Source organism: Klebsiella sp. Shm-1 (genome assembly GCF_040804525.1).
GTDB lineage: Bacteria > Pseudomonadota > Gammaproteobacteria > Enterobacterales > Enterobacteriaceae > Klebsiella > Klebsiella pneumoniae.
This window is the reverse complement of the sequence record NZ_CP161823.1, coordinates 4,882,154-4,903,029: the sequence shown is the minus strand read 5'-3', so window position 1 is coordinate 4,903,029 and position 20,876 is coordinate 4,882,154. Positions and strand designations below refer to the sequence as shown.

Here is a 20,876-nt window from a genome sequence, read left to right as displayed (position 1 = left end):
CGCGTTACGCGTCGTCCTGCGTGACGCTCTCAATGGTCAGTCGGACATCCGACGTAATCAAGTCCGCCAGCATCCGATAAACCTTCAGGGTCTCTTCCGGCTCGGCGTCGCCGGTGTCGCTGATATAGCCTTCATCGCGCAGGGTCAACACCAGGGTGCTGAACACCGCTTTGTCGAAGAACTCCGGCGCATTGATGCCGTGTAGCACCGACAGACGCTGGGCCACGGTGCGACTCTCTTTTTCCAGCGAGCTGCGGTTGATCGCCGGGTTAGCGCTCAGCAGCCAGAAGGTGATGGCATAGCGCTGCAGCGTCTCGCGGGCGCCAGCGGCCAGCAGCTGCAGGGAGCGAGAGTGCGACGGGTTGAGGCTCATGACATCGCCATCGACGACGATCAGCTCCTGACGCAGCATCTCGGCAATCAGCGCATCCACCACTCCGGCCAGCTCCGCTTTTTCCCAGCGCAGGAACAGCTCGGCCTTGAGGAACGGATAGAGTGTTTCCACATGACGCAGCACTTCGGCGCGGCTGAGATGACGATGCTGAGTCACCAGAGCGGCTAACAGCGACGGCATCACCAGCATATGGGCGATATTGTTGCGATAGTAGGTCATCAGCACCGCCTGCTCGCGCGGCAGGATGATGATGTCGCCAATGGTGTCCTTCTCCACTTCGAACTTGTTCATCTGCAGTGCATGATCGATGAGCTCGCTGGCTGAAGCGGATGGGGCGGTCGCATCCGGAGAATAGGGCACATTGCGCAGCAGCGCGAGGTAGCACTCTAACTGCTGGGTGAGCTGCTCACGGGTCAGCGAACGCTGGCGGGAGGCCAGTAGCGCCGTACAGCACAGGTTCATGGCGTTGGCCGCGCCGGCGTTATTGATGCGCACCATCAGGTCAGCGGCGATGCTATTCACCGTCGGCGTCAGCCAGGAGGGGCGAACCGCTTCGATCGGGTCGATCGCTTCCCGCCAATCCGGCACATGCTGGTTAAGATAGGTCATCAGCGGCAGCGGTTCGCCGAAGTTAACGTAACCCTGGCCCAGGTTGCGCAGCTTGCTCAAGCCACGCACCATCTGCGGCAGACTCTCTTTCTCTTTAGTGGCGCCGCGCAGCTCTTTGGCGTAGGTTCCTACCTCCATCACGTGCTCATAGCCGATGTAAATCGGCACCAGGGTGATCGGTCGGGTTCCGCCGCGCAGCATCGCCTGGATGGTCATCGACAGCGTACCGGTCTTCGGATCGAGCAGGCGGCCGGTACGGGAGCGGCCGCCTTCGACGAAATACTCCACGGAATAGCCGCGGCTGAACAGTTCGCCAAGGTATTCGCGGAACACGGTGGAATAGAGTTTGTTGCCCTTAAAGGTGCGGCGAATAAAGAAGGCGCCGAGGCGGCGGAAGATCGGCCCGGCCGGCCAGAAGTTGAGGTTGATGCCCGCCGCGATATGCGGAGGGACCAGCCCCTGATGGTACAGGACGTAGGAGAGCAGCAGATAGTCCATGTGGCTGCGGTGGCAGGGGACATAGACAATTTCATGGCCGTCGTGCGCCAGCTGGCGTACGCGCTCGGCGTTATGCACGTTGATACCCTGGTACAGGCGGTTCCAGGTGAAGCCGAGAATGCGGTCGGTCAGGCGGATCATCTCGTATGAGAAGTTCGCCGCAATCTCTTCCATCAGCGCGATAGCGTTCTGCTGTGCCTTCTCGTGCGAAATTTTCTTGCTGCGCGCTTCGTCTTCCACCGCGCGGGCAATCGCTTTCGAGGCCAGCAGTTTATTAAACAGATCCTGGCGGGCCGGCAGACGCGGGCCGACGGCGGCCAGCCGCTGGCGGGCAAAATGCATGCGAGCGACGCGAGCCAGCTTCTGGGCGATGATCTTATCGGTACCGTGCTCATCCGCCATGCGGCGCAGCGAAACGGACGGCGAGAAGCGCACGAAGCTGTCGCGGCCGAGCCAGGAGACGGCGAAAAATTTCTGAATACCGTTCAGCATCCGCAGCGGCGGATTGACTTCTCCTTTCTCGCGACCCGGCGAACGGCCGAACATGACCGAAACCGGCACCATTTGCACATCGAGGTCCGGATGGTTGCGGTGCAGATCGAGGTAATCGTGGAACAGCTTGATGGACTCTTCTTTTGGCGTGTAATAAGTAAATACGCGCGGCCCACCGTGGATGAATACGTAACGCGGCAGCAGGGCGCCGTCGATTTCCAGCGGTTCAAGCGGGTCAGGTAAATCATGCGCCAGGCATTGGGCGCGCAGCGTCAGCAGGTCCGCCTTCGAATTATAGGGCAGGACGTACATGACCGGACGCGAGGTATCGAGTCCTAATTCCTGGGCAGGCTCTGCCGGAATAGACTTGCTTTTTACCAGCACCTGTAATGGTAAATTCAGTAATTTATAGTAAATTCGTTGCCAGCCGGACATAAACGATGTGAAGCCTCTGGTTAATCATGCAAATGCGCGGCAAGAATAACAGAAAGTGGGCAAAATTTCCGTTACCACGCGGCAAACGCGCACACTCATCGACGTCATTTACGTAAAAAGGTTTTGTGATGGCCAATAATACCACCGGGTTAACCCGGATCATTAAGGCGGCAGGTTACTCCTGGAAAGGATTTCGCGCGGCGTGGATCAACGAGGCTGCGTTTCGTCAGGAAGGCGTCGCCGCTATCGTGGCCGTCGCGGTAGCCTGCTGGCTGGACGTCGACGCCATCACCCGCGTATTGCTGATTGGCTCGGTCCTGCTAGTGATGATAGTCGAAATTCTCAACAGCGCGATTGAAGCGGTTGTGGACCGTATCGGCTCGGATTTTCACGAGCTTTCAGGGCGCGCCAAAGATATGGGGTCAGCGGCGGTTCTGCTGGCGATTATCATCGCGCTGATCACCTGGGGAACGCTGCTGTGGAGTCATTATCACTAACGTTCTTCGCTAACCCTCGCAAAATATGAACAATCCGCCGATTTTTGTGTGCCATGTGGTTCCAAAATCACCGTTAGCTGTATATACTCACAGCATAACTGTATATACACCCAGGGGGCGGAATGAAAGCGTTAACGACCAGGCAGCAAGAGGTGTTTGATCTCATTAGGGATCATATCAGCCAGACGGGCATGCCGCCGACGCGTGCGGAAATTGCTCAGCGCTTGGGGTTCCGTTCCCCAAACGCGGCGGAAGAACACCTGAAAGCGCTGGCGCGTAAAGGCGCGATCGAGATCGTCTCCGGCGCTTCTCGCGGTATTCGCCTGCTGACGGAAGAAGAGCAAGGCCTGCCGCTCATCGGCCGCGTCGCCGCCGGTGAGCCGCTGCTGGCGCAGCAGCATATTGAAGGCCACTATCAGGTCGACCCGTCGATGTTTAAGCCCAACGCCGATTTCCTGCTGCGCGTCAGTGGGATGTCGATGAAAGACATCGGTATTCTGGATGGCGATTTGCTGGCGGTCCACAAAACCCAGGATGTGCGTAACGGTCAGGTGGTTGTCGCGCGTATCGATGAAGAAGTGACGGTGAAGCGCCTGAAAAAGCAGGGCAATGTCGTTGAACTGTTGCCGGAAAACAGCGAGTTTTCCCCGATCGTCGTCGATCTGCGCCAGCAGAGTTTTACCATTGAGGGTCTGGCCGTTGGCGTGATCCGTAATGGAGAATGGCTGTAGCGCCTGCCTCTGCGCAGCGTCATCTGTTGCGTGACGCTGCGACGTTTTTCCTCAATCAGGTCCTCAAACATGCTGCTCAACGCTGCCGATAAAGCGCTGTGGCGTCTTGCCCTCCCTATGATTTTCTCCAACATCACCGTCCCGCTGCTGGGGCTGGTGGATACGGCGGTGATCGGCCACCTGGACAGCCCGGTATACCTCGGCGGCGTAGCGGTCGGGGCGACGGCCACCAGTTTCCTCTTCATGCTGCTGCTGTTCCTGCGCATGAGCACCACCGGGCTCACCGCTCAGGCCTGGGGCGCCAAAGATCCGCAGCGCCTGGCGCGGGCGCTGGTGCAGCCGCTGGCACTGGCGCTGGGCGCCGGGGTGCTGATTATCCTGCTTCGCCTGCCGCTAATTGACCTCGCTCTGCATATTGTCGGCGGCAGCGAGGCGGTGCTTGAGCAGGCGAGACGGTTTCTCGAAATTCGCTGGCTCAGCGCCCCCGCCTCGCTGGCCAACCTGGTGCTGCTCGGCTGGCTGCTGGGCGTCCAGTACGCCCGGGCGCCGGTTATTCTGCTGGTGGTGGGTAATCTGTTGAATATTGTGCTCGATCTGTGGCTGGTGATGGGCCTGCGAATGAACGTCCAGGGAGCGGCGCTGGCCACGGTCACCGCGGAGTACGCCACCCTCATTATTGGCCTGCTGATGGCGAAGCGGGTGCTGACGCTGCGCGGCGTGTCGCTGGCGATGCTGAAAAACGCCTGGCGCGGGGATCTGCGCCGTTTATTGGCGTTGAATCGGGACATCATGCTGCGCTCGCTGCTGCTGCAGCTGTGCTTTGGCGCGCTGACCGTATTCGGCGCCCGTCTGGGCAGCGACATCGTGGCGGTTAACGCCGTACTGATGACCATGCTGACCTTTACCGCCTACGCGCTGGATGGCTTTGCCTATGCCGTGGAGGCTCACTCCGGCCAGGCCTACGGCGCGCGCGACGGTAGCCAGTTGCTGGAGGTGTGGCGGGCGGCCTGCCGGCAGTCCGGCATGGTGGCGCTGGCGTTTGCCCTGATTTACAGCCTGGCGGGGCAGTACATTATCGCGTTGTTAACCTCACTGCCTTCCCTGCAGCAGCTGGCCGATCGCTATCTGATCTGGCAGACGATCCTGCCGGTGGTCGGCGTCTGGTGCTATCTGCTGGACGGCATGTTTATCGGCGCGACGCGCGGCGCTGAGATGAGGAACAGTATGGCGGTCGCCGCGGCGGGGTTTGCCGTGACGCTGCTTACGCTACCGGTGCTTGGCAACCATGGTCTGTGGCTGGCGCTGGCGGTGTTCCTCGCCCTGCGCGGCCTGTCGCTGGCGCTGATCTGGCGTCGTCACTGGCGACGCGGCACATGGTTTAGTTAGTCATCTCCCGTCATTGCCGTTAGCCGTGACCTTCCCCGGTCGCGCTACGCTTACAGGGCGATTCAATAGCCCGGCTCAGCGTGGCGCAAGCCGGGAACATCCTCTTCGCGTTATCCCGCGGTGCGATGGTTAAAAATTCCGAATAACGAATAGACGCCAGCATTCTCATCTATAGTTAATACCATGTCCGGCACAAAACGGGCTGTAAACCCACCGAATGATGAGGACGTTATTATGAATAAAGACGAAATCGGCGGTAACTGGAAACAGTTTAAAGGTAAAGCCAAGGAACAGTGGGGCAAACTTACCGATGATGATATGACCGTAATCGAAGGGAAGCGCGACCAGCTGGTCGGCAAAATTCAGGAGCGTTACGGCTATGAGAAAGATCAGGCTGAGAAAGAAGTCTCAGACTGGGAGCATAAGAACGACTATCGCTGGTAGCGTTCCTTGATCCGAAGAATGAAGCATTTGTGTTAGTGCCTGTCTGAATGGCGCACGGACGCGCCGTTAACCCTTTTTCCCGCTGCGGCAGCCGCTCAGCGGGCTTTCTTTTTGAGCTGAATAGTATGATCGTGCTGGCAGTGTCCCGGGGTGCTGCAGGCTTCGACTTCCACGCAGCCCGCGCAAAGCCCGTGAGCTTCTATCACATTGTGGCGCAGGGCAAACCCCATGCGGGCCGCCAGCGTATGCATGATATCTTCCACCCCTTCCGCCGCTTCTTCTTTTACCACGCCGCAGCGGTCGCAGATAAACATGGCCGAGCTATGGGTCGGCTGGTCGAACAGATGGCACAGCACATAGCTATTGGTTGACTCTACCTTATGGACAAAACCCTGCTCGAGTAAAAACTCCAGCGCACGGTAAACCGTCGGCGGCTTCGCCTGCGGCTCTTTCTCACGTAGCAAGTCCAGCAGATCGTAGGCGCTGATTGCCCCTTGCTGCAGGCTCATCAGGCGCAACACTTCCAGACGCTGTGGAGTCAGGCGTACGCCGCGCTGTGCGCAAAGCTTTTCAGCATGCGCTAACATCTCTTGCGAAGGGGTCTTATCCATGAGCATCCTCGGGTTGCGTGAATTTGAATCTGTTACTTTATCACGTTCCTCAGAAAACACCGAGAGCCGGCAGGTGATACGGGTCATACTTCAGGTTGTCGGCACCGGCGCCCGTCCCGGGCGCTGGCCGCTTATTCTCGAGCAGACTACGCCTTAGCCGCTCGCTAAAACCACCATGTCCGATTTAATCACAACACGCCCGACCCTGGGTATGCTATATCTGAAGTGTCTCATTTTCGGGAGAAAACGATGAAACGACCTGATTGCATTCGCCACTGGCGCGAACTGGAAGGGCCCGACGATGCTACTTATCCCGACAGCCCGGAGCGTTTTTCAATCGGCGCGCCGCTGGGGCGAGGTTTACGTCTCAACCGGCTGGGGATCCACCACGAGCGGCTGCCGCCCGGGCGGCGCACCTCTTATCCACACGCGGAGAGCGATGAGGAAGAGTTCATCTACGTGCTGGAGGGCTATCCGGAAGTGTGGATAAACGGCTATCTCTGGAAGCTGGAGCCCGGCGACAGCGTGGGTTTTCCCGCTGGTACCGGCATCTGCCACACCTTTCTCAATAACACCGAGCAGGAAGTTCGTCTGCTGGTGGTGGGCGAGGCCAACAAGAAGTACAACCGCATTTATTACCCGCTCAATCCCGGCTATGCCGCGACGCGCCAGGATCGTTGGGTTGACCATCCGCCGCAGTTCTTCGGTCCACACGACGGTAAGCCGCGGAAAAAGTAATCATTTCAGGTGAGGGGCGAAGCGCGGCTCACTATGCGCCTGTGGTGTATCTTTATGCTATAGTAGCGCCCCTTTTTACCCGGATGCTTATTTATTCGCCATGATGCCTGAATCAACGTCACCTGTTTTCCCTGCTCACCGCTTCTCCATCGCGCCGATGCTCGACTGGACCGACCGACACTGCCGCTACTTCCTGCGGCTGCTGTCGCGGCATACGCTGCTGTATACCGAAATGGTGACCACCGGGGCGATTATTCACGGCAAAGGGGACTATCTGGCCTATAGCGAAGAAGAGCACCCGGTTGCTCTGCAGCTCGGCGGCAGCGATCCCCAGGCCCTGGCGCAGTGCGCGAAGCTGGCTGAGGCGCGCGGCTATGATGAGATCAACCTCAACGTCGGCTGCCCCTCCGACCGCGTGCAGAACGGGATGTTTGGCGCTTGCCTGATGGGCAATGCGCCACTGGTGGCCGACTGCATCAAGGCGATGCGCGATGTGGTGTCGATTCCGGTCACGGTGAAAACCCGTATCGGCATTGACGACCAGGATAGCTATGAGTTTCTGTGTGATTTCATTGAGACGGTCTCCGGCAAGGGCGAGTGTGAGATGTTTATTATTCACGCCCGCAAAGCCTGGCTCTCCGGCCTGAGTCCAAAAGAGAACCGCGAGATCCCGCCGCTGGATTACCCCCGCGTCTGGCAGCTGAAGCGCGATTTCCCCCACCTTACGATGGCGATCAACGGCGGCATCAAATCGCTGGACGAAGCCAGAGTACAGCTTGAGCATATGGATGGGGTGATGGTCGGGCGTGAGGCCTATCAGAACCCGGGCATTCTGGCCTCGGTCGACCGCGAAATTTTCGGCGTCGCCGGCGCGGATGCCGATCCGGTAGCGGTGGTGCGAGCCATGTACCCCTATATTGAGCGCGAGCTCAGCAAGGGCACCTATCTGGGCCATATTACCCGCCATATGCTGGGGCTGTTTCAGGGGATCCCCGGCGCTCGCCAGTGGCGTCGCTACCTGAGCGAAAATGCGCATAAAGCCGGCGCCGATATTGCGGTGCTGGAGCATGCCCTGAAGCTGGTGGCCGATAAACGTTAATTTCTGACCAAAACCTGGTGAAATTGACCACGCCTCGCGCACCGTCGCGGGGCGTTTTCTTTTAAAGTCAAGTGCTTATGTTTGGCATGCTTTTTGTAATACCTGCAGAGTGAAGTATTCATTCTTTGGGTAGAGAACCATGCTGGAACTGCTATTTGTCATTGGATTTTTTGTCATGCTGCTGGTCACCGGCGTATCGCTGCTGGGGATTATCGCGGCAATCGTGGTGGCGACGGCGCTGATGTTCGTCGGCGGGTTGTTCGCCTTGATGATCAAATTACTGCCGTGGCTGCTGCTGGCGGTGGCGGCGGTGTGGATTATTCGGGCGCTGAAATCCCCGAACGGAAACGCTTTTCGCGACAATAACCGTTGGCGTTACTAAGGTATTGAGGGGTGCGTCACAACCTGAACAATTTTGCAGACAACCGCGTAGGCATTGCTGCGCAAATCTGTCACTATTAGCGCGTTAACGAATTCATCGCGCTGTACCCTACATACAGCCGAACTAAAAAAAAGTAAGGGCTTCCCAGGTGGAAGCCCTAAACTTTTGCCCCTTCCGCCAACTTATGGCAGCAGCAAACTCGAACCCTGCGTCACCCGGCTCTCCAGAACTTCATGCGCCCGCCGCGCTTCGCTCAGCGGATAGATCTGACTTTCAGCCACGTCCACTTTAATCACCCCGCTGGCGATCAGCGAAAACAGTTCACTGCAGGCTTCCTCCAGTTCTTCCCGGTTGGTGATATAGCCCTGCAGCGATGGGCGAGTGACGTACAGGGAGCCTTTTTGATTCAGGATCCCCAGATTAACGCCGGTCACCGGACCGGAGGAGTTACCAAAGCTGACCATCAGGCCGCGGCGCTGCAGGCAGTCCAGAGAGGCCTCCCAGGTATCTTTCCCCACCGAGTCGTAGACGACGGCCACTTTCTTACCGTCGGTGAGCGCCTTGAGCCGCTCCACGATAGACTCCTCGCGATAGTTAATCACCTGCCAGGCGCCCGCCTCTTTGGCGCGCTGCGCTTTCTGCGAGCTGCCGACGGTACCGATAAGTTTCGCCCCCAGCGCTTTCGCCCACTGACAGGCTATCAGCCCCACGCCGCCAGCGGCCGCGTGAAACAGGAACATCTCATCAGGCTTAATTTCATAGGTTTTGCGCAGTAGATACCAGACCGTTAATCCTTTGAGGAACGACGCGGCGGCCTGTTCGAAAGAGATAGCGTCCGGCAGGACCGCCGCTTTGTCGGCCAGCACATTGTGTACCGTGCTGTAGGCGCCGAGCGCCGACTGGGCGTACACCACCCGATCGCCTACCTTAATATGCGTGACCCCATGGCCAACTTTACTGACGATGCCGGCCGCCTCGGTGCCCAGGCCGCTCGGCAGCGACGGCGGCGGATAGAGGCCGCTGCGAACATAGGTGTCGATATAGTTGATGCCGATGGCTTTGTTTTCGACCTGAATCTCATGTTCTGCGGGATCGCGTGGCGTGAACTCAACCGCCTGAAGCACCTCCGGTCCCCCGTGTTTCGAAAATTCGATGCGTGTTGCCATGTTCGCTCCTGTGTTGTTCCGAGATTATTCAGTAAGCTTAACAGCCTGCGCCGGCGGCGACGGATTTTCTTACCCGCCTCAGGCCTGCCACGCTTAATGGGTTCTTTAGCGGCAATGGCTTTCTCGCTATACTGTCACGCTCTTTTCCGGATCGGTGAAATGTTAGGCTATGGCAGGAAATAAACCCTTCAACAAACCACAGACAGAAACCCGCGAACGCGATCCGCAGCTCGCCGGGCTGAAAGTCCCGCCGCACTCGATTGAAGCGGAGCAGTCGGTGTTGGGCGGTTTAATGCTGGATAACGAGCGCTGGGACGACGTCGCCGAACGCGTCGTTGCCGACGACTTTTATACCCGTCCGCACCGTCATATTTTTACCGAGATGGCGCGCCTGCAGGAGTCCGGCAGCCCGATTGACCTGATTACGCTCGCCGAGTCGCTGGAGCGTCAGGGGCAGCTGGACAGCGTGGGCGGCTTCGCCTATCTGGCCGAATTGTCCAAAAACACGCCCAGCGCGGCTAACATCAGCGCCTATGCCGACATCGTGCGCGAACGCGCGGTGGTGCGCGAAATGATTTCGGTGGCCAACGAGATCGCCGAAGCCGGCTTCGACCCGCAGGGGCGAACCAGCGAAGATCTGCTCGACCTCGCCGAATCCCGGGTTTTCAAAATCGCCGAAAGCCGGGCCAACAAAGACGAAGGGCCGAAGAACATCGCCGATGTCCTCGATGCCACCGTCGCCCGTATCGAACAGCTGTTCCAGCAGCCCCATGACGGCGTCACCGGGGTCAATACCGGCTACGACGACCTCAACAAAAAGACCGCCGGCCTGCAGCCGTCGGATCTGATTATCGTCGCCGCCCGTCCATCCATGGGTAAAACGACCTTCGCGATGAACCTCGTGGAAAACGCGGCGATGCTGCAGGACAAACCGGTATTAATCTTCAGTCTCGAGATGCCCTCGGAACAGATCATGATGCGTTCTCTGGCCTCGCTGTCGCGCGTCGATCAGACCCGCATTCGTACCGGTCAACTGGACGACGAAGACTGGGCGCGGATCTCCGGCACCATGGGCATCCTGCTGGAAAAGCGCAATATCTATATCGATGACTCCTCCGGCCTGACGCCGACGGAGGTGCGCTCCCGCGCGCGGCGTATCGCCCGCGAGCACGGCGGCATCGGACTGATTATGATCGACTACCTGCAGCTGATGCGCGTGCCGTCGCTCTCCGACAACCGTACCCTTGAGATTGCCGAAATCTCCCGCTCGCTGAAGGCGCTGGCGAAAGAGCTGCAGGTGCCGGTGGTGGCGCTGTCGCAGCTTAACCGCTCGCTGGAGCAGCGCGCCGATAAGCGCCCGGTCAACTCCGACCTGCGTGAGTCCGGCTCTATCGAACAGGATGCCGACTTAATCATGTTCATTTACCGTGATGAGGTCTATCACGAGAACAGCGATCTTAAAGGCATCGCGGAAATTATCATTGGTAAACAACGTAACGGCCCGATCGGCACCGTGCGACTGACCTTTAACGGCCAGTGGTCGCGTTTCGATAATTATGCCGGTCCTCAGTATGATGATGAGTAATCCTTCCGCCTTCTTTTATTAAGGAATTCAAATGCAAGCGGCAACTGTAGTTATCAACCGCCGCGCTCTGCGACACAACCTGCAACGTCTGCGTGAACTGGCGCCCGCCAGCAAACTGGTTGCGGTAGTGAAAGCGAACGCCTACGGACACGGTCTTCTCGAGACCGCGCGAACGCTGACCGACGCCGACGCCTTTGGCGTCGCCCGCCTGGAAGAGGCGCTGCGCCTGCGAGCGGGGGGCATCGCCCAGCCGATCCTCCTGCTGGAAGGCTTTTTTGCTGCGGAAGACCTGGCGGTGATCGCCGCCCTGCGCCTGCATACGGCGGTGCATAGCCCCGAACAGCTGGCGGCGCTGGAGCAAGCCGATCTCCCCGAGCCGGTGACCGTGTGGATGAAGCTGGATACCGGCATGCATCGCTTAGGGGTGCGCCCGGAGGAAGCCGAGGCGTTTTATCAGCGTCTGAGCCAGTGTAAAAACGTCCGCCAGCCGGTGAACGTGGTGAGCCACTTCGCGCGCGCCGATGAGCCGACCTGCGGCGCCACCGAACGCCAGCTGGACATCTTCACCACCTTTACCGAAGGCAAGCCGGGCTTGCGCTCTATCGCCGCCTCGGGCGGCATTCTGCTGTGGCCGCAATCGCATTACGACTGGGTGCGCCCCGGAATTATCCTGTATGGCGTGTCGCCGCTGGACGATCGCTCCACCGGGAAAGATTTCGGCTGCCAGCCGGTGATGACCCTGACGTCCAGCCTGATTGCGGTGCGCGAGCATAAAGCAGGGGAGCCCGTCGGGTACGGCGGCACCTGGATCAGCGAACGCGATACCCGTCTCGGCGTGGTGGCGATGGGCTATGGCGACGGTTATCCGCGTGCGGCACCGTCGGGCACGCCGGTGCTGGTCAATGGCCGGGAAGTGCCGATTGTCGGCCGGGTGGCGATGGATATGATCTGCGTTGACCTCGGACCGCAGGCCCAGGATAAGGCCGGCGATGCGGTAGTGCTGTGGGGAGAGGGGCTCCCGGTAGAGCGCATCGCCGAGATAACGAAAGTGAGTGCTTACGAACTTATTACGCGACTGACCTCCCGCGTCGCCATGAAATACTTCGACTAAGCCTCTGGCGTACCGGATAGCACAGAGGCTGATCCGGTACGCACCAGGCCTGCGGCGCTCAAAAAAGCGGTTTATACCGCTGCGCGGTCACTTTCCCCTCAACATCCTCTCGACCTGCCGTCATATCCGGTTTATTGTGTAAGAACCTGCCCCATGTAAACCTGGAGATACATCGCGTGTTTCAAAAAGTTGACTCCTACGCCGGCGACCCTATTCTTTCTCTGATGGAACGCTTCAAAGAAGACCCGCGAAGCGACAAAGTCAACCTGAGTATCGGGCTTTACTACAACGATGACGGCATTATCCCGCAGCTGCAGGCGGTGGCGGAAGCGGAAGCACGCCTGAACGCCGAGCCGCATGGCGCCTCGCTGTATCTGCCAATGGAAGGGTTGAGCGGCTACCGTCAGGCGATTGCGCCGCTGCTGTTTGGCGCAGAGCATACCGCGCTTAAGCAAAATCGCATTGCCTCTATTCAGACGGTCGGCGGTTCGGGCGCGCTGAAGGTCGGGGCCGACTTCCTCAAACGTTACTTTCCTGAGTCTCATGTCTGGGTCAGCGATCCGACCTGGGAAAACCACATCGCCATTTTTGAAGGGGCTGGCTTCGAAGTAAGTACTTACCCCTGGTTTGATAAAGCCACCAACGGCGTGCGCTTTGAGGACCTGCTGGCGACGCTGCAAACGCTGCCGGCCCGCGATATTGTGCTGCTGCACCCTTGCTGCCACAACCCGACCGGCGCCGACCTGACGCCAGCCCAGTGGGACCGCGTGGTTGAGGTATTGAAAGCGCGTCAGCTGATCCCCTTCCTCGACATCGCCTACCAGGGCTTTGGCGGGGGGCTGGAAGAGGATGCCTACGCCATTCGCGCCATCGCCAGCGCCGGGATGCCGATGCTGGTCAGCAACTCGTTCTCCAAAATTTTCTCGCTGTACGGGGAGCGCGTCGGCGGTCTGTCCGTGGTCTGTGAAGACAGCGAAACCGCGGGCCGCGTGCTGGGGCAGCTGAAGGCCACCGTGCGCCGCAACTACTCCAGCCCGCCGAGCTTTGGCGCGCAGGTGGTGGCGACGGTGCTGAACGATGCCGGGCTGAAAGCCACGTGGCAGGCGGAAGTGGACGCCATGCGCGCGCACATCCTGACCATGCGCCAGGCGCTGGTCGACGCGCTGCAGCAGGTTGCCCCTGGCAGCAAAGTGGATTACCTGCTCAAGCAGCGCGGGATGTTCAGCTATACCGGATTTAGCGCGGCGCAGGTGGATCGTCTGCGCGACGAGTTTGGCGTCTACCTGATTGCCAGCGGACGCATGTGCGTGGCGGGGTTAAACTCACGTAATGTTCAGCAGGTAGCGAAAGCTTTTGCCGCGGTAATGTAAGCCGCTCTCCAGCAGGTTGTCTCTGCCGGTCAACGGGCAGGGGCAACCCCCCCTCGGATGTGATCATCCTCTTTTTCTATGACATCTGCGCGAAAAAGGCTTTTCATCCATGCCGCCGGCGGGTAAGGTCGGGACGTTGATAAGCATGCACATTATTGAAAACAATAATGATTGATAGATTTAGGGATAAATATGCGCAAACTTACTCTCGCCCTTGCGGCGGCTTCTCTCCTGTTCACGCTGAACAGCGCCGTTGTGGCGCGCGCCTCCACGCCGCAGCCGCTGTGGGTTGGCACCAACGTGGCCCAGCTGGCCGAGCAGGCGCCGATCCACTGGGTTTCGGTGGCGCAAATTGAGAACAGCCTGCTGGGGCGGCCGCCGATGGCCGTCGGCTTTGATATCGATGACACCGTCCTCTTCTCCAGTCCGGGTTTCTGGCGCGGGCAAAAAACCTTCTCTCCCGGCAGCGAGGATTACCTGAAAAACCCACAGTTCTGGGAAAAAATGAACAATGGCTGGGATGAATTCAGCATGCCGAAAGAGGTGGCGCGCCAGCTGATTGCGATGCATGTGAAGCGCGGGGACAGCATCTGGTTCGTCACCGGCCGCAGCCAGACCAAAACCGAAACCGTTTCTAAAACCCTGCAGGATGATTTTCTCATCCCGGCCGCCAATATGAATCCGGTGATTTTCGCTGGCGATAAGCCTGGCCAAAACACCAAGACCCAGTGGCTGCAGGCGAAGCAGATAAAGGTTTTCTACGGCGATTCGGATAACGATATCACCGCCGCCCGCGAAGCGGGCGCCCGTGGCATCCGCGTGCTGCGGGCCGCCAACTCCTCCTATAAGCCGTTGCCGATGGCTGGCGCGCTGGGCGAGGAAGTAATCGTCAATTCCGAATACTGATGACCGCCTGAACGCGATAAACGGCAGCGACGGCGCTGCCGTTTTTTTATGCAAAATCAGGGGTGGAAGGTTTTACCTTTTCACGTATTGCTGCACACTTAGAAGGATTCATTCGCAAAAGGAGTCAATGATGTGGTATCAGCAAACCCTGACGCTTGGGCCAAAATCCCGCGGTTTTCATCTGGTCACCGACGAAATCCTTGGCCAGATCCGCGGGCTGTCCGGGGTGAAGGTTGGCCTGCTGCACCTCCTGCTCCAGCATACTTCCGCTTCCCTGACGCTCAACGAAAACTGCGATCCCACCGTCCGCTATGACATGGAGCAGTATTTTCTCAACGCCGTACCGGACAATGCGCCGTATGAACATGACTATGAAGGCCCTGACGATATGCCGTCGCACATCAAATCATCGATGCTTGGCGTGTCGCTAATGCTGCCGGTCGAGGACGGGCGCGTCAGGTTGGGAACCTGGCAGGGCATCTGGCTGGGGGAGCATCGGATACACGGCGGTTCGCGGCGCATCGTTGCGACGCTCATGGGGGAATAAAAGATGACAATTTCGGAGTTATTACAGTACTGCATGGCGAAACCGGGAGCAGAGCAGAGCGTCCACAGCGACTGGAAAGCCACGCAGATTAAGGTCTCAGACGTGCTGTTTGCCATGGTGAAGGAGGTTGAGGACCAGCGGCCGGCGGTCGCGCTGAAGGCGAGTCCGGAGCTGGCTGAGCTGCTGCGTCAGCAGCATCGCGATGTCCGGCCCAGCCAGCATCTCAATAAAGCGCACTGGAGCACCGTCTATCTGGATGGCTCGCTGCCGGATTCGCAAATCTACTATCTGGTCGATGCGTCTTATCAGCAGGCGGTGAAAATGCTGCCGGAGCCGGTCCGGCAGCAGCTTACCCGCTAATTATTTCAGCATGGGCTTGAGGAAGCGCGCGGTGTGCGAGGCTTCGCACTCGGCGACGGTTTCCGGCGTACCGGAGACCAGGATTTCGCCGCCGCCGCTGCCGCCTTCCGGGCCGAGATCGACAATCCAGTCGGCAGTTTTAATCACATCGAGGTTGTGCTCAATCACCACGATGGTATTGCCCTGATCGCGCAGCTGGTGCAGCACTTCCAGCAACTGCTGGATATCGGCGAAGTGCAGACCGGTGGTCGGCTCATCGAGGATATACAGCGTCTGGCCGGTACCGCGCTTGGACAACTCGCGCGCCAGCTTCACGCGCTGCGCCTCGCCGCCGGACAGGGTCGTCGCCGACTGGCCAAGGCGGATATAGGTCAGGCCGACGTCCATCAGGGTTTGCAGCTTACGCGCCAGCGCCGGTACGGCATCAAAGAATTCACGCGCCTCTTCAATGGTCATATCCAGCACTTCGTGGATGGTCTTACCCTTGTACTTAATCTCCAGCGTTTCGCGGTTATAGCGTTTGCCTTTGCACTGGTCGCACGGCACGTAGATATCCGGCAGGAAGTGCATCTCAACCTTAATGACGCCGTCACCCTGGCAGGCTTCGCAGCGCCCACCGCGAACGTTAAAGCTAAAGCGCCCCGGCGTATAGCCGCGTGAGCGAGACTCCGGTACGCCGGCGAACAGCTCGCGCACCGGGGTAAACACCCCGGTATAGGTTGCCGGGTTGGAGCGCGGCGTCCGGCCGATCGGGCTCTGGTCGATATCGATCACTTTATCGAAATGTTCCAGCCCCTGGATATCGCGATACGGCGCTGGTTCGGCGATGGTCGCGCCGTTGAGCTGGCGCTGGGCAATCGGGAACAGGGTATCGTTGATCAGCGTGGATTTACCCGAGCCGGAGACGCCGGTGATGCAGGTAAACAGGCCCACTGGCAGGGTGAGCGTTACATCCTTCAGGTTGTTGCCGCGCGCGCCGGTCAGCTTGAGGACTTTCTCCGGGTTGGCGGGCACGCGCTGTTTCGGCACTTCAATTTTGCGTTTACCGCTCATGAACTGGCCGGTCAGGGATTCCGGGACCGCCATAATGGCCTCCAGCGGCCCTTCCGCTACTACCTGGCCGCCGTGAACGCCAGCGCCGGGACCGATATCGATCACATGGTCGGCGGCGCGAATGGCGTCTTCGTCGTGCTCAACGACGATCACCGTGTTGCCTAAATTACGCAGGTGGATCAGGGTGCCGAGCAGGCGTTCGTTATCGCGCTGGTGCAGGCCGATAGAGGGTTCATCCAGCACGTACATCACGCCAACCAGCCCGGCGCCAATCTGGCTTGCCAGACGGATACGCTGGGCTTCGCCGCCGGAGAGCGTTTCCGCCGAGCGGGAGAGCGTCAGGTAGTTGAGGCCGACGTTGACGAGGAATTTCAGACGATCGCCAATCTCTTTCAGCACTTTTTCGGCGATTTTCGCCCGCTGGCCGGAGAGCTTCAGATTGTTGAAGAAATCCATCGCATGGCCGATGCTCATATCGGAGATGGTCGGCAGCGGGGTGTTTTCCACAAACACGTGGCGCGCCTCGCGACGCAGACGCGTGCCGTCGCAGCTGGCGCACGGACGGTTGCTGATGAACTTCGCCAGCTCTTCGCGCACCGCGCTGGATTCCGTCTCTTTGTAACGGCGCTCCATGTTATGCAGCACGCCTTCGAACGGATGGCGGCGCACCGAGGTATCGCCGCGATCGTTCATGTATTTGAATTCAATACTTTCTTTACCTGAACCGTACAGCACCACTTTCTGCACGTTGGCGCTGAGGGTGCCCCATGGCGCTTCGACGTCGAATTTATAGTGCTCCGCCAGCGACTTCAACATCTGGAAGTAGTAGAAGTTACGCCGATCCCAGCCGCGGATGGCGCCGCCCGCCAGCGACAGCTCGGGATTTTGCACCACGCGATCGGGATCGAAATATTGCTGCACGCCGAGGCCGTCGCAGGTCGGGCAGGCGCCCGCCGGGTTGTTAAAGGAGAACAGACGCGGCTCCAGCTCGCGCATGCTGTAGCCGCAGATCGGGCAGGCGAAGTTGGCGGAAAACAGCAGTTCTTCCGCTTTCTCATCATCCATATTAGCCACAATGGCGGTCCCGCCGGAGAGCTCCAGCGCGGTTTCAAACGACTCGGCCAGGCGCTGCGCCAGATCGTCGCGCACCTTGAAGCGGTCGATGACTACCTCAATGGTGTGCTTCTTCTGCAGCTCCAGCTTCGGCGGATCCGACAGATCGCAGACCTCGCCGTCGATCCGCGCGCGGATGTAGCCCTGACTGGCGAGGTTTTCCAGGGTTTTAGTGTGCTCGCCTTTGCGCTCTTTAATAATGGGCGCCAGAAGCATCAGGCGCAGGCCTTCCGGCTGGGCGAGGACATTATCGACCATCTGACTGACGGTTTGCGCCGCCAGCGGCACATCGTGATCCGGACAGCGCGGTTCGCCGACGCGGGCGTACAGCAGACGCAGATAGTCGTGAATTTCGGTAATAGTACCCACCGTCGAGCGGGGGTTGTGAGAGGTTGATTTCTGTTCGATGGAAATCGCCGGCGACAGCCCTTCGATATGGTCGACGTCCGGCTTCTCCATCAGCGACAGGAACTGTCGCGCATAGGCGGAGAGCGATTCGACGTAGCGACGCTGGCCTTCGGCATACAGGGTGTCGAAAGCGAGTGAAGATTTGCCAGACCCGGAAAGCCCGGTGACGACAATGAGTTTGTCGCGCGGGATAACGAGGTTGATGTTTTTGAGATTATGGGTGCGGGCGCCCCGAACTTCGATCTTATCCATTCACCTTTCCCGGTAGGTAGATACACGGATTGCCTGGTTTGCTTGAAGGACAAACGGCAGAAACGGCTAATTATGACACAATTTAACCTGAATGAATATACAGTATCGGAATGCAAATTCGGGTCGAGTGTGCAACAATGCCGTAGCCGGGTACTATCTCTGGAATCAGCCTCGCAGCTATTAAAATGCTACGTGGAAATGGTACACTCGCGCGTTTACACTATTAAGAAACGTATTCAGGAGACACGAACATGGCCAGCAGAGGCGTAAACAAGGTGATTCTCGTCGGTAATCTGGGGCAGGACCCGGAAGTACGCTACATGCCAAGTGGCGGCGCTGTCGCCAACTTCACGCTGGCAACTTCCGAATCCTGGCGTGACAAGCAGACCGGCGAAATGAAAGAGCAGACCGAGTGGCACCGCGTTGTGCTGTTCGGCAAACTGGCGGAAGTCGCTGGTGAGTATCTGCGTAAAGGCTCTCAGGTGTACATTGAAGGCCAGCTGCGTACCCGCAAGTGGACCGATCAATCCGGTCAGGACAAATACACCACCGAAGTGGTGGTGAACGTGGGCGGCACCATGCAGATGCTGGGCGGCCGTCAGGGCGGCGGCGCACCGGCAGGCGGCGGCCAGCAGCAGGGCGGTTGGGGTCAGCCGCAGCAGCCGCAGGGCGGCAACCAGTTCAGCGGCGGCGCGCAGTCCCGTCCGCAGCAGCAGGCCCCGGCAGCGCCTTCCAACGAACCGCCGATGGACTTCGACGACGACATCCCGTTCTAAGGCTTGCCTTAGGCGCACTGTCTGCGCAGTCGAAAACAGAAAGCCCCGGTTTCGCCGGGGCTTTTTCTTTGTTATTCCTGCACCGTCATTTCAGGATGGAATTTGACCTACGGTAACGAGCGATTCAGATGACGGGCACCTGAGCGGTGGCGGCTGTCGCCACGCTGGGCTGCGGTTTGGCTGGCTGCGCCACCGGCTCCTGCCGCGGTACGGCCGTCGCTTTCTGTTTGCGGGCCATGTCATCGACGATCAGCCGATAGGCGATGTAATACTTATAGATATTGCTGACGTAGGTTACCGTCTCGGCGCCAATTTTTTCTGCCGCCATATTTTCGACGTTACCGAACCAGACGTTCGGGTCAAATCCTCGCTGTTTAGTCATGGTGCGCAGGCGGGCGATACGCGCCGGACCCGCGTTATAGGAGGCAAAGGTAAACAGCGCTTTATCGAGCCGGGTCATGGGCTCATCGGCATAGTACCGATCCATCATCCAGCGCATGTATTTCACGCCGGCATGGATATTGGGATCCAGCTGTTTAATATCGCCCACCTTCAGCTCTTTTCCAGTGCTGGGCATCACCTGCATAACGCCGATGGCGCCGACGTGGCTCCGTACCGACTGATTCAGCCGCGACTCCTGGTATCCCTGGGCCGCCATCAGCAGCCAGTCGACGTCGTAACGATCGCCGTACTTGCGGAAGACATCTACCATCGCGAGGAATTTGCGTCGTTCCTTACTCGCCGCGGCATTTTTGACATATTTAGCATTTTTCAGGTAACGCAGCAGGAGAGTATTGCCCAGCGTGGTGCCCTGACGATTCTTTTTGACGAAGTTGTTCAGTACCGTCAGCAGCTGCGAGCTGTCTTTGCGTACCGCCCAGGCAATGTCGCCGCCGTCGCGCAGCACCACATTGTCATGGACCTGAATTTTTGGAAACACCTGTTTCCAGAACAACGCTTTATGCTGATCGACGACGATCAGCGGAATCAGCCCGGCGTTGAGCATTTCCAGCAGATCTTCATCCTCCAGCGCTTCCGGCGCCGCCTCCAGTATCACCGGTGGGCGCGACTCACCGGCAAATCGGGCGTTCAGCGCTTGCAGGCTGTCGTAATAGCTGGAGGAGCGGCGAACAAAGACGGTTTGACCAGAGAGTTGCTCCAGGCTGTCGACCTTCGGTGAAGCCGGGCCGGAGATCAGTAATTCTTTCACGTTGCTGTAGAGCGGCTGGGCGAAATCGACCTGTGCTTCCCGCGAGGACGTGATAGTCAGATTGGCAGCCGCAATATCGCCTTTACCTTCATTAAGCGCGATAAAGAGATTGTCCCGACTGACCGGCACAAAAACGATATGCAGCTTCAGGCGGCGCTGTTTGAGCTTTTTATCCTTCGCTAGCTGTTTATTCAGATCGTTTTCCAGCGCGATAAAAATGTCGTGCGTCGCCCCGCGCTGGGTGCCTTTATCAATAAAAAAGAAGGTCTTGCTGTAGGTGGTTAATACCCGAATGGTACGACGGTCGATCATGCCAGGCAAATCGCCTCTCCATGGCCGTAGCATATCGTCAATATGAATCGATAGCGTGTTGTCTTCGGCTGCTGCCGGCGGCGCTTTTTCCGCCTCTACTGCCGGCAGCAGAGGAGCGAATAACAGTGTCGCGAGGCAGGTGAGCCAGGCGATAAACAGACGTGATAGCGAGTAGGCGTTCATGGAGGAATACTCCGCAGGGGATGTGATTATTTTAGCAGAACGGCCGCCGTTAGCCGGGCACGACAAGGGCGTAAAAAACATAACAATGCCGATAAATAGTTTTCTCCCATTTTATCGCTTACTATTAATATGTTTTTATCTTTAATTTAACTATGGAGATAATATGGCGAAAATGTGTGTTTTTAATGATAAATAGAAAATAATGATG

20 protein-coding genes are annotated in these 20,876 nt (G+C 58.5%); 14 read left to right on the top strand and 6 right to left on the bottom strand.

What is annotated here, in order from left to right; genetic code table 11:
- Positions 1-4 precede the first annotated feature (4 nt).
- Entirely contained in the window at positions 5-2,428 is a 2,424-nt protein-coding gene (plsB, locus tag AB1E37_RS23925) for a glycerol-3-phosphate 1-O-acyltransferase PlsB (protein WP_004178269.1), read from the bottom strand.
- Between the two features lie 128 nt (positions 2,429-2,556).
- Here plsB and AB1E37_RS23920 point away from each other — a divergent pair, with 128 nt between their 5' ends.
- The 3 genes from AB1E37_RS23920 (at position 2,557) to dinF (ending at position 5,042) form a co-directional block, all read left to right on the top strand.
- Positions 2,557-2,925 carry a diacylglycerol kinase gene (locus AB1E37_RS23920; protein ID WP_002884819.1) on the top strand — a complete coding sequence of 123 codons (369 nt, stop codon included), beginning with the start codon at positions 2,557-2,559 and terminating at the stop codon, positions 2,923-2,925.
- A 122-nt stretch (positions 2,926-3,047) separates the two neighbouring features.
- Positions 3,048-3,656 carry a transcriptional repressor LexA gene (lexA, locus tag AB1E37_RS23915; RefSeq protein WP_002884822.1) on the top strand — a complete coding sequence of 203 codons (609 nt, stop codon included), beginning with the start codon at positions 3,048-3,050 and terminating at the stop codon, positions 3,654-3,656.
- 69 nt (positions 3,657-3,725) lie between these two features.
- Positions 3,726-5,042 carry an MATE family efflux transporter DinF gene (dinF, locus tag AB1E37_RS23910; protein ID WP_004151748.1) on the top strand — a complete coding sequence of 439 codons (1,317 nt, stop codon included), beginning with the start codon at positions 3,726-3,728 and terminating at the stop codon, positions 5,040-5,042.
- Between the two features lie 19 nt (positions 5,043-5,061).
- Here dinF and AB1E37_RS23905 read toward each other — a convergent pair whose 3' ends face one another.
- The gene (locus tag AB1E37_RS23905) at positions 5,062-5,211 is read right to left on the bottom strand and encodes a hypothetical protein (RefSeq protein WP_004219133.1); all 150 of its coding nucleotides are present in this window, start codon (positions 5,209-5,211) and stop codon (positions 5,062-5,064) included.
- Between the two features lie 65 nt (positions 5,212-5,276).
- On the opposite strand from AB1E37_RS23905, the gene AB1E37_RS23900 reads away from it, so the two are divergent.
- On the top strand, positions 5,277-5,486 hold the full coding sequence (locus AB1E37_RS23900; protein WP_004151747.1) for a CsbD family protein: 210 nt from the start codon (positions 5,277-5,279) through the stop codon (positions 5,484-5,486).
- Between the two features lie 95 nt (positions 5,487-5,581).
- Here the strand turns inward: AB1E37_RS23900 and zur are convergent, their stop codons facing one another.
- The gene (gene zur / locus AB1E37_RS23895; RefSeq protein WP_002884931.1) at positions 5,582-6,097 is read right to left on the bottom strand and encodes a zinc uptake transcriptional repressor Zur; all 516 of its coding nucleotides are present in this window, start codon (positions 6,095-6,097) and stop codon (positions 5,582-5,584) included.
- A gap of 249 nt (positions 6,098-6,346) precedes the next feature.
- On the opposite strand from zur, the gene AB1E37_RS23890 reads away from it, so the two are divergent.
- From AB1E37_RS23890 to pspG, 3 genes are all read left to right on the top strand, one after another.
- Positions 6,347-6,835 (top strand): cupin domain-containing protein, encoded by a 489-nt coding sequence (locus AB1E37_RS23890; protein ID WP_002884935.1) that lies wholly within the window; start codon positions 6,347-6,349, stop codon positions 6,833-6,835.
- Between the two features lie 100 nt (positions 6,836-6,935).
- Entirely contained in the window at positions 6,936-7,934 is a 999-nt protein-coding gene (gene dusA, locus AB1E37_RS23885) for a tRNA dihydrouridine(20/20a) synthase DusA (protein ID WP_002884937.1), read from the top strand.
- Positions 7,935-8,073: 139 nt separating this feature from the next.
- Positions 8,074-8,316 (top strand): envelope stress response protein PspG, encoded by a 243-nt coding sequence (pspG, locus tag AB1E37_RS23880; protein ID WP_004178271.1) that lies wholly within the window; start codon positions 8,074-8,076, stop codon positions 8,314-8,316.
- 182 nt (positions 8,317-8,498) lie between these two features.
- Here pspG and AB1E37_RS23875 read toward each other — a convergent pair whose 3' ends face one another.
- Entirely contained in the window at positions 8,499-9,482 is a 984-nt protein-coding gene (locus tag AB1E37_RS23875) for a quinone oxidoreductase (RefSeq protein ID WP_004186480.1), read from the bottom strand.
- 169 nt (positions 9,483-9,651) lie between these two features.
- Between AB1E37_RS23875 and dnaB the strand changes: the two genes are divergently transcribed.
- The 6 genes from dnaB (at position 9,652) to AB1E37_RS23845 (ending at position 15,361) form a co-directional block, all read left to right on the top strand.
- The gene (gene dnaB, locus AB1E37_RS23870) at positions 9,652-11,067 is read left to right on the top strand and encodes a replicative DNA helicase (protein WP_002884942.1); all 1,416 of its coding nucleotides are present in this window, start codon (positions 9,652-9,654) and stop codon (positions 11,065-11,067) included.
- A 31-nt stretch (positions 11,068-11,098) separates the two neighbouring features.
- Positions 11,099-12,178: an alanine racemase gene (alr, locus tag AB1E37_RS23865; RefSeq protein WP_117116874.1), complete on the top strand. Its 1,080-nt coding sequence runs from the start codon at positions 11,099-11,101 to the stop codon at positions 12,176-12,178.
- A 176-nt stretch (positions 12,179-12,354) separates the two neighbouring features.
- Positions 12,355-13,548 carry an aromatic amino acid transaminase gene (gene tyrB, locus AB1E37_RS23860; RefSeq protein ID WP_367776872.1) on the top strand — a complete coding sequence of 398 codons (1,194 nt, stop codon included), beginning with the start codon at positions 12,355-12,357 and terminating at the stop codon, positions 13,546-13,548.
- 192 nt (positions 13,549-13,740) lie between these two features.
- Positions 13,741-14,454 carry an acid phosphatase AphA gene (aphA, locus tag AB1E37_RS23855; RefSeq protein ID WP_004151745.1) on the top strand — a complete coding sequence of 238 codons (714 nt, stop codon included), beginning with the start codon at positions 13,741-13,743 and terminating at the stop codon, positions 14,452-14,454.
- 130 nt (positions 14,455-14,584) lie between these two features.
- On the top strand, positions 14,585-15,001 hold the full coding sequence (locus AB1E37_RS23850) for a secondary thiamine-phosphate synthase enzyme YjbQ (protein ID WP_002884951.1): 417 nt from the start codon (positions 14,585-14,587) through the stop codon (positions 14,999-15,001).
- 3 nt (positions 15,002-15,004) lie between these two features.
- The gene (locus tag AB1E37_RS23845; RefSeq protein WP_002884953.1) at positions 15,005-15,361 is read left to right on the top strand and encodes an MmcQ/YjbR family DNA-binding protein; all 357 of its coding nucleotides are present in this window, start codon (positions 15,005-15,007) and stop codon (positions 15,359-15,361) included.
- On the opposite strand, the gene uvrA is transcribed toward AB1E37_RS23845, so the two are convergent.
- Positions 15,362-18,187, bottom strand: coding sequence for an excinuclease ABC subunit UvrA (gene uvrA, locus AB1E37_RS23840; RefSeq protein ID WP_004146620.1), 2,826 nt, complete (start codon positions 18,185-18,187; stop codon positions 15,362-15,364). It abuts the gene before it with no gap.
- Positions 18,188-18,438: 251 nt separating this feature from the next.
- Here uvrA and ssb1 point away from each other — a divergent pair, with 251 nt between their 5' ends.
- Positions 18,439-18,963: a single-stranded DNA-binding protein SSB1 gene (gene ssb1 / locus AB1E37_RS23835; RefSeq protein ID WP_004151744.1), complete on the top strand. Its 525-nt coding sequence runs from the start codon at positions 18,439-18,441 to the stop codon at positions 18,961-18,963.
- Between the two features lie 124 nt (positions 18,964-19,087).
- Here ssb1 and AB1E37_RS23830 read toward each other — a convergent pair whose 3' ends face one another.
- Positions 19,088-20,668, bottom strand: a complete 1,581-nt coding sequence (locus AB1E37_RS23830) for a lytic transglycosylase F (protein WP_032448200.1) — start codon at positions 20,666-20,668, stop codon at positions 19,088-19,090.
- Between the last annotated feature and the right edge of the window lie 208 nt (positions 20,669-20,876).

What these genes read in the sequence shown, in the direction of transcription:
- plsB (WP_004178269.1), bottom strand. Translation starts at nt 2,428, where the DNA reads ATGTCCGGCTGGCAACGAATTTACTATAAATTACTGAATTTACCATTA.
- AB1E37_RS23920 (WP_002884819.1), top strand. Translation starts at nt 2,557, where the DNA reads ATGGCCAATAATACCACCGGGTTAACCCGGATCATTAAGGCGGCAGGT.
- lexA (WP_002884822.1), top strand. Translation starts at nt 3,048, where the DNA reads ATGAAAGCGTTAACGACCAGGCAGCAAGAGGTGTTTGATCTCATTAGG.
- dinF (WP_004151748.1), top strand. Translation starts at nt 3,726, where the DNA reads ATGCTGCTCAACGCTGCCGATAAAGCGCTGTGGCGTCTTGCCCTCCCT.
- AB1E37_RS23905 (WP_004219133.1), bottom strand. Translation starts at nt 5,211, where the DNA reads ATGAGAATGCTGGCGTCTATTCGTTATTCGGAATTTTTAACCATCGCA.
- AB1E37_RS23900 (WP_004151747.1), top strand. Translation starts at nt 5,277, where the DNA reads ATGAATAAAGACGAAATCGGCGGTAACTGGAAACAGTTTAAAGGTAAA.
- zur (WP_002884931.1), bottom strand. Translation starts at nt 6,097, where the DNA reads ATGGATAAGACCCCTTCGCAAGAGATGTTAGCGCATGCTGAAAAGCTT.
- AB1E37_RS23890 (WP_002884935.1), top strand. Translation starts at nt 6,347, where the DNA reads ATGAAACGACCTGATTGCATTCGCCACTGGCGCGAACTGGAAGGGCCC.
- dusA (WP_002884937.1), top strand. Translation starts at nt 6,936, where the DNA reads ATGATGCCTGAATCAACGTCACCTGTTTTCCCTGCTCACCGCTTCTCC.
- pspG (WP_004178271.1), top strand. Translation starts at nt 8,074, where the DNA reads ATGCTGGAACTGCTATTTGTCATTGGATTTTTTGTCATGCTGCTGGTC.
- AB1E37_RS23875 (WP_004186480.1), bottom strand. Translation starts at nt 9,482, where the DNA reads ATGGCAACACGCATCGAATTTTCGAAACACGGGGGACCGGAGGTGCTT.
- dnaB (WP_002884942.1), top strand. Translation starts at nt 9,652, where the DNA reads ATGGCAGGAAATAAACCCTTCAACAAACCACAGACAGAAACCCGCGAA.
- alr (WP_117116874.1), top strand. Translation starts at nt 11,099, where the DNA reads ATGCAAGCGGCAACTGTAGTTATCAACCGCCGCGCTCTGCGACACAAC.
- aphA (WP_004151745.1), top strand. Translation starts at nt 13,741, where the DNA reads ATGCGCAAACTTACTCTCGCCCTTGCGGCGGCTTCTCTCCTGTTCACG.
- AB1E37_RS23850 (WP_002884951.1), top strand. Translation starts at nt 14,585, where the DNA reads ATGTGGTATCAGCAAACCCTGACGCTTGGGCCAAAATCCCGCGGTTTT.
- AB1E37_RS23845 (WP_002884953.1), top strand. Translation starts at nt 15,005, where the DNA reads ATGACAATTTCGGAGTTATTACAGTACTGCATGGCGAAACCGGGAGCA.
- uvrA (WP_004146620.1), bottom strand. Translation starts at nt 18,187, where the DNA reads ATGGATAAGATCGAAGTTCGGGGCGCCCGCACCCATAATCTCAAAAAC.
- ssb1 (WP_004151744.1), top strand. Translation starts at nt 18,439, where the DNA reads ATGGCCAGCAGAGGCGTAAACAAGGTGATTCTCGTCGGTAATCTGGGG.
- AB1E37_RS23830 (WP_032448200.1), bottom strand. Translation starts at nt 20,668, where the DNA reads ATGAACGCCTACTCGCTATCACGTCTGTTTATCGCCTGGCTCACCTGC.